The 14,205-nt window shown below is 38.3% G+C and carries 13 protein-coding genes; 7 read left to right on the top strand and 6 right to left on the bottom strand.

Annotated features, from left to right (window positions below; all coding sequences use genetic code 11):
- Window positions 1–112: 112 nt before the first annotated feature.
- The 6 genes from ACPF63_RS21005 to ACPF63_RS21030 form a co-directional block, all read right to left on the bottom strand.
- A complete protein-coding gene (locus ACPF63_RS21005; protein ID WP_219072020.1) occupies window positions 113–1,528 on the bottom strand; it encodes an efflux transporter outer membrane subunit in 1,416 nt (471 codons plus the stop codon).
- The gene (locus ACPF63_RS21010; RefSeq protein ID WP_426481183.1) at window positions 1,515–4,673 is read right to left on the bottom strand and encodes an efflux RND transporter permease subunit; all 3,159 of its coding nucleotides are present in this window, start codon (window positions 4,671–4,673) and stop codon (window positions 1,515–1,517) included. The genes ACPF63_RS21005 and ACPF63_RS21010 overlap by 14 nt, the downstream gene beginning before the upstream one ends.
- Before the next feature lie 30 nt (window positions 4,674–4,703).
- On the bottom strand, window positions 4,704–5,825 hold the full coding sequence (locus tag ACPF63_RS21015) for an efflux RND transporter periplasmic adaptor subunit (RefSeq protein WP_426481184.1): 1,122 nt from the start codon (window positions 5,823–5,825) through the stop codon (window positions 4,704–4,706).
- Window positions 5,826–6,060: 235 nt separating this feature from the next.
- On the bottom strand, window positions 6,061–6,825 hold the full coding sequence (locus ACPF63_RS21020; protein WP_426481185.1) for a LytR/AlgR family response regulator transcription factor: 765 nt from the start codon (window positions 6,823–6,825) through the stop codon (window positions 6,061–6,063).
- Window positions 6,822–7,940, bottom strand: a complete 1,119-nt coding sequence (locus ACPF63_RS21025) for a sensor histidine kinase (RefSeq protein ID WP_426481186.1) — start codon at window positions 7,938–7,940, stop codon at window positions 6,822–6,824. The genes ACPF63_RS21020 and ACPF63_RS21025 overlap by 4 nt, the downstream gene beginning before the upstream one ends.
- Before the next feature lie 57 nt (window positions 7,941–7,997).
- Complete coding sequence (locus ACPF63_RS21030; RefSeq protein WP_426481187.1) at window positions 7,998–8,192, bottom strand: hypothetical protein; 195 nt, start codon at window positions 8,190–8,192, stop codon at window positions 7,998–8,000.
- On the opposite strand from ACPF63_RS21030, the gene ACPF63_RS21035 reads away from it, so the two are divergent.
- The 7 genes from ACPF63_RS21035 (at window position 8,170) to ACPF63_RS21065 (ending at window position 14,146) form a co-directional block, all read left to right on the top strand.
- On the top strand, window positions 8,170–8,994 hold the full coding sequence (locus ACPF63_RS21035) for a universal stress protein (RefSeq protein ID WP_426481188.1): 825 nt from the start codon (window positions 8,170–8,172) through the stop codon (window positions 8,992–8,994). The genes ACPF63_RS21030 and ACPF63_RS21035 overlap by 23 nt on opposite strands.
- 316 nt (window positions 8,995–9,310) lie before the next feature.
- Window positions 9,311–9,865, top strand: a complete 555-nt coding sequence (locus tag ACPF63_RS21040) for a hypothetical protein (RefSeq protein ID WP_426481189.1) — start codon at window positions 9,311–9,313, stop codon at window positions 9,863–9,865.
- A 12-nt stretch (window positions 9,866–9,877) separates the two neighbouring features.
- Window positions 9,878–10,522 carry a hypothetical protein gene (locus ACPF63_RS21045; protein ID WP_426481190.1) on the top strand — a complete coding sequence of 215 codons (645 nt, stop codon included), beginning with the start codon at window positions 9,878–9,880 and terminating at the stop codon, window positions 10,520–10,522.
- A gap of 13 nt (window positions 10,523–10,535) precedes the next feature.
- Window positions 10,536–11,306 (top strand): sensor histidine kinase, encoded by a 771-nt coding sequence (locus ACPF63_RS21050; RefSeq protein ID WP_077413319.1) that lies wholly within the window; start codon window positions 10,536–10,538, stop codon window positions 11,304–11,306.
- Entirely contained in the window at window positions 11,303–11,947 is a 645-nt protein-coding gene (locus ACPF63_RS21055; RefSeq protein WP_077413318.1) for a response regulator transcription factor, read from the top strand. Before ACPF63_RS21050 ends, ACPF63_RS21055 begins: the two co-directional genes overlap by 4 nt.
- Window positions 11,948–12,216: 269 nt before the next feature.
- Window positions 12,217–13,062 carry a caspase family protein gene (locus tag ACPF63_RS21060; protein ID WP_426481191.1) on the top strand — a complete coding sequence of 282 codons (846 nt, stop codon included), beginning with the start codon at window positions 12,217–12,219 and terminating at the stop codon, window positions 13,060–13,062.
- 73 nt (window positions 13,063–13,135) lie between these two features.
- Complete coding sequence (locus tag ACPF63_RS21065; protein ID WP_426481192.1) at window positions 13,136–14,146, top strand: trypsin-like serine peptidase; 1,011 nt, start codon at window positions 13,136–13,138, stop codon at window positions 14,144–14,146.
- The last annotated feature ends 59 nt before the right edge of the window (window positions 14,147–14,205 follow it).

Consider the following 14,205-nt stretch of genomic DNA (forward strand, 5'->3'; position numbering starts at 1 on the left):
TGCAAATTCCGGACCTTATGCTCAATTAAATTGTATTTACCTTTAGAAATAACAAAAAAAAGGAAGCTATAAGATGCAGCTTCCTTTTAATTTAATATCTATTATTTACATGTTATTGTACTCCTCCTCCAAGCGATCTGTACAGGTCTACTTCTGCATTTAATCTTTCAAGGGTTACATTAATGGCTTCCAGGTCATTCTGAAGTTTATTGTTCTGAGCTGTAATGACTTCAAGATAGGTTGCCATCCCGCTTTTATACAGTTTCAGGGCATCATTGATTCCTTTATCCAGAATGGCTGTTCTCTGTTCTAAAAGCTGCAATCTTTCTGAAGAACCTTTAGACTTGGCCATAGCATCGGAAACTTCTCCCACAGCAGTCATTACAGATTGTTTAAAGTTGATGGCTGCTTTTTCCTGTTCAATCAATGCAGTTTCGTAAGCTGTTTTCAATTGTTTTTTCTGAAAAATCGGGGCTGCCAGATTTGCTGCAATTGTTTTGGTAATAGATCCGGGAATATCAAACCATGAGCTGAACTTATTTGAGTTCACTCCTATCTGCGGGCTCAGGCTGATACTTGGGTACATGGCTGCTTTTGCCAGTCCGGTTTTGGAATTCAGGCTAATTACGTTAAATTCTGCCATTTTCAGATCCGGTCTGCGGCTCAGCAGCTGGGCTGGTAATCCTTCAGACAATCTATTTTCCGGAATCATTGTTTTAAGATTTCCTTCTCTTTCTATTCTGGTGGGATATTCTCCACAAAGAATGCTCAGTGCATTTTCCTGAATAGAAATATTCTGTTTTGCCAAAGGGATCAGTAGCTCAGCTGTTTTCTTTTGGGCTTCTGACTGCTGAACTGCCAATGAATTAATCTGTCCTGCTTTAAACTGCAGATTCATCATTGTAAGAGTATTGTCACTGAGTTCAATGTTCTGCCCGGCTATTTTCAGCTGTTCATCCAGACTTATGAGATTATAGTAAGCCTGCGCAACCTGAACTACGATCCTGCTTTTGATGGCATTTAAGTTTTCTTTCTGTCCAAAATACTCAGCGGCGGCAGATTCTTTCTGCATTTTAGCTTTTCCCCAGATGTCTATTTCCCAGGAAAGCCTTAGGGCAGCACTGAAATCATCCATATACTTTGTTCCAACAAACTGTTCATTAAGAGAGCCGTTAAGAGTATTTTTGGACGCCCAGCTTCTGTTCGCCCCAGCGGTTAAATCCAATGTCGGCATCAGCCCCAGCTTGGCTTGTTTATAGATCAGATCCAGCTGTTCGATATTTTTCAGGGCTACGTTTACTTCGTTATTTCTTGAAAGTGCTTTATCTATTAAGCCTATCAATTTAGGATCTTTGAAAAAAGTTTTCCATGGAAGAACCACCGTATCTCCTGTTACCTGCACAGATTCTTTGTACGTTTCCGGAACCTGAAGGTCTGTTCTTGTATATTTTTTCCCTACGGCACAAGACATCAGCAGTGATGCCATTGCGCCTGAAATAAGGAAGTTTTTTATATTAAATATTCTCATTTGTCAATTGATTTTCTATCGTATTGTACTTCTTTTTGGCAGAGAATTTCTCATCCAGATACTGGAAGAACATGTAGAGTACAGGAATTACAAAAACTCCCAAAACCACTCCACTCAGCATTCCCATTGCTGCACTTGTACTGATTGATTTGTTTCCTGAAGCCATTCCTCCTGAAGAAATCATCAGTGGAACCATTCCTACAATAAAGGCTAACGAGGTCATGATAATCGGACGTAATCTCGCCTTCGCTCCTTCCAGTGCAGAATCCAGGATCGAAAGCCCCGATTTTCTCCTTTGGATAGCAAATTCAACAATAAGAATGGCATTTTTGGCTAATAATCCAATAAGCATAATCAATCCTACCTGTACATAAATATTGTTATCCAGTCCGATCGCTTTTATTCCCAGGAACGCTCCTACAATTCCCGTTGGGATAGAAAGCATTACTGCCAGAGGAAGGATATAACTTTCATACTGAGCTGCCAATAGCAGGTATACGAAAAGCAAACATAATCCGAAGATGGCAATCGTCTGATTTCCTGCAGATTTCTCTTCAAGGCTCAATCCTGTCCATTCATAGCTGTAGTCAGAAGGCAATTTGCTTAAGGTCTGCTCCAGTTTCCCCATCAATTCTCCGTTACTTACTCCCAGTTTTGGAGATACGTTGATATTTAATGAGTTGTAAAGGTTATAACGCTGAACAGATTCCGGACCATAGACTTTTTTCAAAGTGATCAGTGTATTCACCGGCACCATATCTCCTTTTTCATTTTTCACGAAAATATCATTGAAGGCCTGCTCATCCATTCTGAAAACACCGTCTGCCTTAATATTCACTCTGTAAAATTTCCCGAATCTTGAGAAGTTCTGAGACTGATCTCCTGAGAAATACGTCTGAACGGTTCCTAACAGGTTTGAAATGCTTACTCCCAGCTGTTTTGCTTTATCTTCATTCACTTCAAGCTCCATCTGAGGATAATCTGCCCTGAACATCGTGTAGGCAAATGCTACTTCCGGGACCTTCATCAGCTGACCAATTAATTCATCCGCTTTGGCCTTAAGAACCTGAGGATCTCTTCCCATACGGTCCTGAAGTACGATCTCTGCATCATTCGTCATTCCGTATCCTTCTACCGGAGGCATTCTGAAGGTCATCACACTTCCTTCTTTGATCACTCCCAATTTTGCATTAGCCATATCAACAACCTCCTGGATATCCTGAACTTCACCTCTTTCTTTTTTGGGTTTCAGTTTAACAAATCCCATGGCGTAAGCTGGCCCCGCACTGTTACTAAGCAGGTTGTATCCTGTAATGGAAGTATTTTCCTGAACGGCATCTACTCCTTTTAAAATTTCATTGATTTTGTTGGAAACTTCCGTAGTTTTAGTCAATGCTGTCCCTGGCGGCATACTTAAGGTGTACATAAAGAATCCGTCATCTTCCATCGGTACAAAACTTTTAGGAGTGCTTGACATCAGCCATCCTGCGACACCGATAACCGCTACTATTAACCCTCCTGCAATCCATTTACGTCCAATTAAGAATCGAACTCCTTTTGCATAACGGTTGGTCATATTATTAAATCCGGCATTGAATGCTACTGCAAATCTTTGCCCGAATCCTTTTGGTTTTTTACCTTCTCCCGAGTGGTTATTCTTCAAAAATACAGCACATAAAGCAGGAGTTAAAGTCAATGCATTAACCGCAGAAATAATGATCGCTATAGCCAATGTATAGGCAAACTGCTTATAGAATAATCCTGCTGAACCGGACATAAACCCAATAGGAATAAATACTGCAGACATTACCAGCGTAATAGAAATAACAGCTCCTGTAATCTCACTCATCGCTTTGTGAGTAGCCTCTCTTCCTGAAAGGTTAGTTCCTTCCATATTACTGTGGACGGCTTCCACTACTACAATCGCATCATCGACGACAATACCGATGGCCAGTACAAGGGCAAAAAGCGTCAGTACGTTGATGGTAAATCCTAAGACCAGAAGGAAGAAGAAGGTACCGATAATCGCTACCGGAACTGCCACTGCCGGAATAATAGTAGATCTGAAATCCTGTAAAAAGATAAATACTACAATAAATACCAGTATAAATGCTTCTATCAAGGTAGACTTCACCTGTCCTGTAGCCTCATCCAATCTCTCTTTGGTACTCATTACCTTTGTATATTTAATACCTGGAGGGAATGATTTTGACAACTGATCAAGGGCTTTGTTTACTCCTATTTCAATCTGATTGGCATTGGATCCTGTGGTCTGCATAATCGCTACAGTAACCGCATTTTTCCCATTGGAAAGGTTATCTCCCGTATTTGAAATCGCTCCGAATTCTACACGGGACACATCTTTAAGCCTGATTACCTGACTTCCGGTATTTTTAACACTGATATTCTCATATTGCTCCGGCTTGTTCTTTTTCCCTTTATATCGGATGACATATTCTAAAGCCGCATCAGATTCTTCTCCCAATTTACCCGGAGCTGACTCCAAACTGTGGTCAGCAATCGCTCTGGAAACATCTGCCGGCTCAAGTCCGTAAGATGACATTTTCTGAGGGTTAAGCCATATTCTCATGGAATAATCCTTCAACCCAAACACCATGGCCTGCCCTACTCCTTTTACCCTTTTGACCTGAGGGATAAGATTAATATTCGCGTAGTTCTGAAGGAAGGTTTCATCATATTGTTTATTATCTTCAGTATAAATATTGAAAATCAATACCATACTGTTCTGCTGCTTGGATGTAGTAAGTCCCATTCTCACCACCTCCTGAGGAAGTATCGGAGTGGCCTGCTGTACCCTGTTTTGGACATTTACAGCAGCCTGATCTGCATTCACCCCTTGTTTGAATATGATGGAGATTGAAAATGTGCCGTCATTACTTGCACTGGACTTCATATACTCCATATCTTCCACTCCATTAATCTGTTCTTCCAGTGGAGTTACCACGGAACGGATCACTGTTTCACTGTTTCCTCCCGGATACGATCCTGAAACAGTAATGGTAGGTGGAGAAATATCCGGGAATCTGGTCACTGCCAGCTGGTTTAATCCTATGATCCCTAAAATAACAATGATAAGGGATATTACCGTCGCCAGTACCGGACGGTCTATTATCTTTTTTAACATTTTTTGAATTTTCTAAGAATGGTTATACAACTATTTCAAAGGAACTGTTGTCGCAACAACCTGTGCGCCGTCTGTAAGAGCATCAATTCTGTTGATGGCAATCTTGTCTCCTGCATTCACGCCTTCTTTGATAAAGTAATCCTGAGATGTGCTTCCAGAAACGGTAATCTGGGTCATTTTCACTTTATCCTTACCATTCAGTTTATAGACAAAGAACCTGTCCTGAATATCTTTTACAGATGTTTTCGGAAGTTTGATCACCCCATTCAGTGCATTGTGAATCATTACTCTTGCTGTTCCTCCGGCTCTCAATAATTTATCGGGATTTTGAAAAACAGCTTTCATCTGAATACTTCCTGTATTTCTATCGAAGTTTCCGCTGGCATTTTCCAATTTTCCTTTAAGAGAATAGATGGAACCATCTGCAAGGATCAGTTCTACATCTTCTGCATTATTTCCTGATACCGAAGCTTTACTATGCGCGATAAAATCAGCTTCATTCATTGAGAAGTATACATTCACACTGTTTATGCTTGAAAGCGTTGTCAAAGGAGAAGCATCTGACGGACTGATAAGGTTTCCTACTCTATTTGGAATTCTTCCTATATATCCGCTCACGGGAGCTTTGATGTAGGTAAAATTGGCATTGATTTTTGATGATCCTAAAGAAGACTGCGCCTGTGCTACTTGTGCTGAAGCGGCTTTATAGCTTGCCTGAGCTGTTTTCAACTGCATATCAGAAACTACTTTTCCTTCGACAAGAGGTTTTAGTTTTTCAACTTCAAGTCTTGCTGTCTCCTGTGCTGCTATAGCTGATTTCAGAGCAGCTTCATTGGTATTTACCTGCTCATTATATACTGAAGGATTTATTCTGAAAAGGGTCTGTCCTTTACTTACATATTGTCCTTCTTTGATATATACTGCTTCCAGATAACCTGTTACCTGTGCTTTAATATCTACATTGTCCTGCCCTTCTATGCTTCCCGGATATCCTATAGACACATCGGCATCTCCGGTCTTCACCTGAATAAAATCTGTAGGCAATGCCTGCTGCATCTGCCGGGCATTTTCCTGGCCATTCCCTGAACCGCACGAGGACAGTATTGCTGCAGCTGTAAGTGAGAGTACCAGATATCCTTTTCTGTAATTCATAACATGAGTTTTTAAATTTTACAGGAGCAAAATAACTTCATATAATAAGGATATTCACTTAGAAATTGGGTGAAGTGTCATTAATCGCAGGTGAAACGTATGATAGTAAAAATGAAGGGAAAACAGCTGTTTTCTCTTATAAATCTGATAAAAAAAAGCTTTTCTGGGTAAAATAAGACTGAAACAAAAAAAAGACTGCTTTTAGATAAAGTAGTCTTTTTTTGTTTTTATGAGATTAATAATCCATCCAGGATTTGAAAATAGAGGCTTTTTCACGGCTTACAATCACTTCCATATCGGGCTGTTTTCTCAGTTCCAGTTTTAGCTTTCCATTAAAATGATTAAAGATTTGCTTTACTGAATTGATGTGAATGATAAATTGTCTGTTGGCCCGGAAAAAGAATTTGGGATCTAACTGTTTCTCAAGTTCTTCCAGCGTTTGCGGAACATTCTCTACCCCCCCTGTATTCAACATCGCTTTGCTGATTCCCAATTCAGTGTAAATGTATAGGATATCTTCTGCCAAAACGGTTTTATATCCATCTCTGTGGGCTATGAGAAAGCGCTTTCGGTAATCTTTCGGCTGAATATAATTCAATAATCCTTCAATAGCTGTTCCTACTACCGGAACGGCTTCCATAAAGGTTTCATAACGTTTTAAAGCAGCATCCAGCTCTTCTTCTTCAATGGGTTTCAAAAGATAATCCACACTGTTGTATTTAAATGCCTGTACTGCATATTCATCGTATGCTGTAGTGAATATAACTGCACTTTTAATTTCATGCTTGTTGAATATTTCAAAGCTAAGCCCATCTGCAAGGCGTACATCCATCATGATGACATCCGGAACGACATTATTTTCCAGCCAGTGTACCGTTGAGGTTATCGAGTCTTCTACAGACAGGATTTCGATATGGGGTCTTAACTTCAACAACAGTCTTTTTAATCTGTCAGCATTGGGTCTTTCGTCTTCAACGATTAAAACTTTATTAATCTTCATATCAATGGGAGTTTTACAATAAATTTATCTTCCGTTTTTTCAATTACAGGCTTAGGATATCCCAGGATTTCGTACCGTGCAATAATATTGGTGAGTCCTACTCCTGAGGAATCCGGCTTATTGATCAAAGGCAGAAATGTATTGGAGACTATCAATTCTCCTTCAGAATTTGTATAAACGTGAATTTCCAGAGGATTTAATTTAGAAGTTTGATTATGCTTAATGGCATTTTCAACCAGCAATTGTAAAGACAGGGGAAGGGTAAATCTGGACCTGTATTCTTCCTGAATATCTATTTTAAAAACAACACCTTCGCCAATTCTTTTTTCAATCAGAAAGATGTAGGATTCTAAAAATTTGAGCTCCTCTTCTACTGCAATAATATCTTTTTTGGAATTGACCAACAGATATCTGTATACTCTTGCAAACTTCTCTGAATATTCATACCCTAACTGCTGATCTTCAAGGATGAGTTCTGACAGTACACTTAAGTTGTTGAAAATAAAATGAGGGTCTATCTGAAGCTTAAGAGCCTGAAGCTCTGCCGCCATAGCAGCCTGCTTGTGTTTTGATGCCCTAAGTTTATGCTGAGCAGCTTCTACGGCAGTTTTTTTCCAGTTTTCAAGTAAATAATCCACGGTATTAAAAGCACTGATAATCAACGATATTACAATATTAGTTGCGATCCATTGTCCCAACAGCGTGTATTCTTTGCGGGAATCCATTTCGGGTAATGTCACTGAGGTACAGTCTACAATGGCATTAATAATGATCACAATCATGACACTTCCCACGATCTGAATCAAACACTGGATGAGCAACCGCTTCACGGTTCTGTTACTCCAGGGAAGCAGCTTATTGAGTGTTCTGTCTATAAATATACTTACCTCTGAGATGATGATAGAAAAAAAGACAATCCATGAGGCATCTTCCAGAATCATCCTCAGCGGAGCGTTCAAATATTCTTTCCAAACGGGATCAAAAGGATCAATAAGATAGGAAAAAACACAGAAAGTAACTACTGCTACTGCCCAGATCACGAGCCTTCTCTTCATGGTAGAAAGAATCTTCTTATTTCTTACTATATTTTTTCTGATGGTAGAAATCCTATTCATATCCGGGATTTTATGAATGTAAATATAGAAATAGATTTTAGACGAATATCTTCTATTTTAGACGAGACCGCCAAAACCGTACCTGAAACGTAAAATAGCAGCGTTCAAATGGATGTGACGGTTCATCACCTGAAAAAGACAGTTCATCATCATTTTATGCAATGTCACCTTATTTTTACCATAGGTGAAATCCTGTATACCATAGTTTTGCAGTATTAAATCCGGAACAATGAAAACAATAATTGTCTGCACAAATTTTTCCCACGAAGCTGAAAATGCTACTCATTATGCAGCATCTATGGCTAAAGAAAATAAATACAGGATTATACTTTTTAATCTTCAAACCGTATCTATTCATGCTTTGAACGCACAGGCTTCAGCTGATTTCTTCTATGCTCAAACGCTTAAAAATCAGAAAAAGCTGGACGACAAGGCAGCCGAACTTGCGGCGCTTTATGCTATAGAAACCGGATATCATCTGGCTTCCGGCAATTTTATTGAAGAGCTTGAAAAGTGCATACAGCTCCACGAATGTGATTTTATTGTGATGGGAATGGCAGAAAGAACGCTTGAACAAAAGCTTTTGGGTAACAGTGTAACAAGAGCTATCCACCGGCTCAAAAAACCGATACTCATTGTTCCTTCTCATATAGAATATACAGGGATCAGGAAAATTCTTTTTGCTTATGATACCCACAAAAGCATGACCTGGACAGCAATGAATGATATTTATTATTTCATTAATAAGTTTAATGCTGAGATTGAGGTATTCAATGTAAGTGAAAGGCTGGAAGATTTTGCCGAGGTTATTCATGATATTGACCTGAATTCCGGATATGATCTGGATGATATTAAATATAGTTTTAAAATGACTCAATCCATAGAAGTTATCAAAGCTATTGAGGAGGAAATCAGACTCACAAACCCGGATCTTCTGACTATGGTTCCCTACAAATACAACCTTATAGAATCTCTTTTTCACCGAAGTAAAACAGCTATAATGGCTTATAAAAATAAAGTACCATTACTATCAATTCCCCTAAACATAGATTAAGATCAATAAAAATCTGAACACATTTTGAATTATCCTTTTTGCCTTTAAAGGCTAAATTTTACACTTAATCTTGTTTGACAGGACCGGAAATCTCTTCCCGGTCCTGTTTTTTATACTTAGTTTCGGAACCAAACAGATATTGTTATTTTAATAATCATAATTAATATTTTTTTTAAAATAAAAACAAATCAACAATTCATATTCAACTGAATATTAAAAAGCCGTAAATTTAGTAAAGGATAAAAACAGTGTTTTCCCTCTTTTTTATAGTTGTGCCGTTAGCTAATTTTGTTCCATAAAATTAAAAACCATAAAAATGAAAACTTCCTTTTTTACTAAGACTTTAAGTTTGCTTTGTGCAGCATTTATTCTAACGCTCTGTTTGTTAAGCTGCACCCGCTGCTCTGAACCTCCTAAAGAACCCGTTAGTAACAGTTATAAAAAGAAACTGATCAGCTATCGTGAAGGCCGGGTCCTTTTTGATGAATACACGAGAACCAATCATGAAATTCTCATGAAATACAGAAACGGTGAACCTGATTCCCGATGGTACTGGTTTTCACTGGAAGATATGGAAGGCTATATTAAATACGTAAAAGAAAATGCCAAAAAACAAAAATTAAAAAATCCGGGAATCAGGATCTATATGGGAAAATATCCTGTGAATCATCCTAAAAACAAAATGGCAAAACCTGAATATGCAGGCTATCAAACCATATTTTTAGTTCCTACATCCCAAAAAAGAAAAGGTGACAATGCGATGGCCAGATCGGCGTCCACCGAGGAAAATACAGACGTCCCTTCTATAGAATCTATGAATATGACCAATCTGGCACCACCTCCAAAAACCCTGTCAGGAACCATGCCTTAAAAACACAAAATTATGAACTGGAATATTGAAACAGGGAAACAGATATCGATAATCCTATCCATCATAGTGATGCTTTTAATGGTCATAAAACATAGAAAAACCGGAAAGGAGAACTTATTTTTTATTATTGGATATCTGTTGTTTTCCCTGATTGATATTTTCTGTTATTTCTACTACGACCTGACAAACCTGCCTACGGACATATTTTATGTAATTGGGTTTTTAATGATCGTATTCTTTTTGTATTTATTTTATTATCACCAGTTATTATATGTTCCGCTGCTCAAAAAGATACAGACTATCATCCTGGCTCTTTTCGTCCTCAATATTGCTGTAATGTTTTCTACGGAAGACAATCTGCTTCATCATTTTTCTTTTAATATGCTGTATGTAGATATTCTTCTGTTGTTATTTTCAATTATTTTGTTCCTGTACCAAACCTTTAATTCTGATAAGATACTGGAAATAAAGAGCTATTTACCATTCTGGATATCAGTGGCTTTACTGATCTTTTTTATTGGAAGTATTCCGATACTCTTTTTCAGGACTACTGTTTCGGAGACTATTTATTTCTTCATTTTATTTATGCTGAATCTGATCAGTAACGGTATACTCATATTGGGCTTAATTTGGAACAAACAAGAAAAAATAAGATAAATCCTTTTCAGATATGGAAGAGAATAATTTGGTCATCATCTTTACGATTACTTTATTCATCGTTGTTTTGACAATGATCTTCATTTATGCTGTTTTCATTAAGAAAAAGACAACCTTGCTGATAGAGCAAAAAGAAAAAGATTTGCGGTTTGAAAAAGAGCTGGCCACTTCACAGGTAGAAATGAAGGAACAGACCTTGAATTATATCGGACAGGAATTACACGATGATCTGGGACAAAAACTTTCTGTGGTCCGGCTGCGGCAAAACCAACTGATTACCAAATTAAAAAACAACGAAAAAGAAGATCTGATTGAGCTCAATGAACTATTGGGCGAATGTATACAGGATATAAGAAACCTGTCTAAAACATTAATTACCGAACAGATCATTCATTTCGGACTGGCAGAATCCATTGAAAGAGAAGTTCAGCGGATCAAAAAATTGAAATTATTAAAAATAGAATTTATCACTCAAAAGCAGGATATTGATATTTCCCCTAAACATGGTCTGATCCTTTTCAGGATTGTCCAGGAAAGTATTAACAATATTCTAAAACATTCCAAGGCCAAAAATGTTTCCGTACAGATAGAAGATGACTGTGAAAAATTACACATCAGTATCTCCGACAACGGAAGAGGCTTTGATACAAACATTATTCAGGATGGCTCAGGATTAAAAAACATGGAACTGAGAGCAAAACTGATTCATGCCGAACTGTCTATACACTCAGAATTGAATAAAGGAACACAAACTTTGATAACCTATCACAAAAATTTATTATGAAAACTATCCCCATAGCGATCGTTGATGATCATACCTTAATTTCCAAAGCTTTGGAAAATATGATCACAGAAAACACTCAATATCGGGTAATTATGAATCATCCCAACGGAGAAGAATTTATTGCAGATGTGGAAAAAGCTTCTGAATTACCCGCCGTAGTACTGATGGATGTTAATATGCCTTATAAAAACGGTATAGAAACTACAGAATGGCTTACGGAGCATTATCCTGACATCAAAGTCATTGCCCTGACCATGGATGATGATGAAAAAGTTCTTATCAGAATGCTGAAGGCAGGTGCTAAAGGATATTTACTGAAAGACATGCAGCCTGCTATTCTCTTTCAGGCCATAGACACTGTATTCGAGAAAGGTAGTTTTTATACTGATTTTGTAGCTCAGAAATTATTGAAAGTAAAAACAGAGGAAATGAAAAATGCATCCCTGCTTTCCGAGCTTAAAGACAGAGAGAGAGAATTTATAAAATGGGCGTGCAGTGAGCTTACCTACAAAGAAATTGCTGACAAGATGTGCCTGAGTCCGAAAACAATAGATGGTTACAGAGATTCTGTTTTTGTAAAACTGGATATCAAAAACAGAGCAGGCCTAGTCCTTTTTGCCTTGAAACATGATCTGTGTTGATTGAATAGTCTCATTTTAAACTTATTTCTTATCCTATAAAATAAACATCTTTACATTCTTTTTACGAATCCGGCAGCTTTTCAAGCTGCCGGATTTTTAATTCATAACACACTCATATACAGTCAAAAAGGTGTTTTTCCTTTTTCAAAATACGGTTTTATCCTCTGTTTTTGTCCTTCAGAATGATGGAATTTTGTCATAGAAAAAACACAGAAAGGCAGAACCCGAAAAGCCGAAACAGAGTAGGGAATATTTTTAAAACTAATACAATGAAAAAAGCACTTATCGTAGGTATTAATGATTATGCACCTGTCGGTTACGGAGGACCGGATCTTAATGGTTGTGTGAATGACGCAAGAGATATGGCAAATACATTGGTGATCTGTGGTTTTAGTCCGGCAAAGATTAAAATTCTGACCAATCAAAATGCAACACGAGCGAATATATTAAACTATCTGAAATCCATGATCAGCACAAGTGTAAAAGGAGATTCTCTTGTTTTTTATTATTCGGGACACGGGACCAGAGTGGCTAATATAGGATCAGATCTGGAACTGGACGGTTTGGATGAAGCCATTTGCCCACACGATTATGCCAATAACGGAGTCATTCGTGATGATGATTTTAAAACAGTTCTCAGTAAGCTGAAAGCCGGAGTCAATATGGAAGTCATTTTCGACTGCTGCTATTCCGGAACAGGAACCCGAAAAATGGATCTGGGACTGGAAGCAGATTTTCTGAACGAAACCGCCCGTTATATTCCGCCCATGCTTGAAGATGAATTTTATCTGACTTATGCCAGTGAAATGGAATCGTCTAAGAATTCAAAAAAATCAACTGTTCTTACTAAAGCACTTATCCCTGTTGCCGGAATGAATCATACGTTATGGGCAGCTGCAAAAGACAATCAGGTATCTATGGAAGGGAGTATCAGCGGACAGATACGAGGATATTTCACCTATCATTTCTGCAAGATTTTACGTGCTACCAATGGGAGTATTGTCAGAAAAACGCTTGATAAGCAGGTTGCTATTGCATTGGCGGCTATGGGAGCAGCCCAGATCAACCAGACAGAAAGCATCACTGCAGAATTTTCACAAAAAATATTCACTTAACCAATAACCTTTACCGGCGGAATCCGAAAAGCCATCAAAAGAGTAGGAATACACTAGATTAAAAATAATAATCATGTCTAAAATTGAAAACAACAACCCAATGACAGCAGAAGAAGTTTTAAGACTTAGAACTGTTAAAGCAAAATCAACTGAAAAACCGTCAGCAATTGAAAAATTATCCAGCCAGCTTCCAGCTATGGAAACCCTTAACGGAAGAACTTTTCCGAAAGGAATGAAAACAATAGGAATGCCTATGGATGAAAAAACAGCTGAGATCCGATCTCTGGAAACTGATCATTTCTACCCTACCCATGCTGATTTTGAATACAATCCAAAGCTTGAACCGAAAAGAGACCGTAAACCAAAATTCATTGACAGAGATTCTTTCCTGACTCCGGAAAATACAAGAACAATTTTCGGAGCAGATCAAAGAAAAGTATATAATTCTACAGCCTATCCATGGAGATGTGTCGGCAGGGTAGAAAGTTCTTTAGGATCAGGAAGTGGTGTAATGATAGGACCAAGACACCTTCTTACCTGTTCTCATATTGTTGACTGGCAGCCTAATAACACAACGGGATGGCTGAAGTTCACTCCAATGTATTATAACGGCAGTGCTCCTTACGGAACAGCCTGGGGTACATTAACATATTACAAGTATAAAGTAGCAGGTCCATCTATTGATTCAACAGAAATACAATACGATTATGTTGTCATTGTATTAGACAGACCTATCGGAAACAGCACAGGATGGCTAGGTTCAAAATCCTACTCTGACTCATGGGATGGAGGCGCTTACTGGACTCACGCTGGATATCCGGGAGACCTTACAGGAACTCAAAGACCAACATACCAAACAGGTATCGCACTGGATGGAGATTTCTGGAGTGCTGATGACAACGAAAGCATGAGCCATAAAGCAGATATATGGCCTGGACAAAGCGGAGGCCCTTTCTGGGGATATTGGGACGGCTCTCCGTATGCTGTGGCTACTCAAAGTGCCCACAACCCAAGCGATAATTTTGCAAGTGGCGGCTCAGATTTAGTCAATCTGGTCATCAGAGCAAGAAATGAACATCCTTAATTTTTAGTTTAAAACCCCACTCGCTTTTAAAGGTGAGCGGGGTTTTTGTAATTTTTGTG

This window comes from Chryseobacterium sp. R2ACT005, from assembly GCF_049949215.1.
GTDB lineage: Bacteria > Bacteroidota > Bacteroidia > Flavobacteriales > Weeksellaceae > Chryseobacterium.

Bases quoted from the DNA above. Each gene is read 5' to 3' on its own strand.
- ACPF63_RS21060 (WP_426481191.1), top strand. From the start codon at position 12,217: ATGAAAAAAGCACTTATCGTAGGTATTAATGATTATGCACCTGTCGGT.
- ACPF63_RS21055 (WP_077413318.1), top strand. From the start codon at position 11,303: ATGAAAACTATCCCCATAGCGATCGTTGATGATCATACCTTAATTTCC.
- ACPF63_RS21040 (WP_426481189.1), top strand. From the start codon at position 9,311: ATGAAAACTTCCTTTTTTACTAAGACTTTAAGTTTGCTTTGTGCAGCA.
- ACPF63_RS21020 (WP_426481185.1), bottom strand. From the start codon at position 6,825: ATGAAGATTAATAAAGTTTTAATCGTTGAAGACGAAAGACCCAATGCT.
- ACPF63_RS21045 (WP_426481190.1), top strand. From the start codon at position 9,878: ATGAACTGGAATATTGAAACAGGGAAACAGATATCGATAATCCTATCC.
- ACPF63_RS21025 (WP_426481186.1), bottom strand. From the start codon at position 7,940: ATGAATAGGATTTCTACCATCAGAAAAAATATAGTAAGAAATAAGAAG.
- ACPF63_RS21010 (WP_426481183.1), bottom strand. From the start codon at position 4,673: ATGTTAAAAAAGATAATAGACCGTCCGGTACTGGCGACGGTAATATCC.
- ACPF63_RS21015 (WP_426481184.1), bottom strand. From the start codon at position 5,825: ATGAATTACAGAAAAGGATATCTGGTACTCTCACTTACAGCTGCAGCA.
- ACPF63_RS21035 (WP_426481188.1), top strand. From the start codon at position 8,170: ATGAAAACAATAATTGTCTGCACAAATTTTTCCCACGAAGCTGAAAAT.
- ACPF63_RS21065 (WP_426481192.1), top strand. From the start codon at position 13,136: ATGTCTAAAATTGAAAACAACAACCCAATGACAGCAGAAGAAGTTTTA.
- ACPF63_RS21005 (WP_219072020.1), bottom strand. From the start codon at position 1,528: ATGAGAATATTTAATATAAAAAACTTCCTTATTTCAGGCGCAATGGCA.
- ACPF63_RS21050 (WP_077413319.1), top strand. From the start codon at position 10,536: ATGGAAGAGAATAATTTGGTCATCATCTTTACGATTACTTTATTCATC.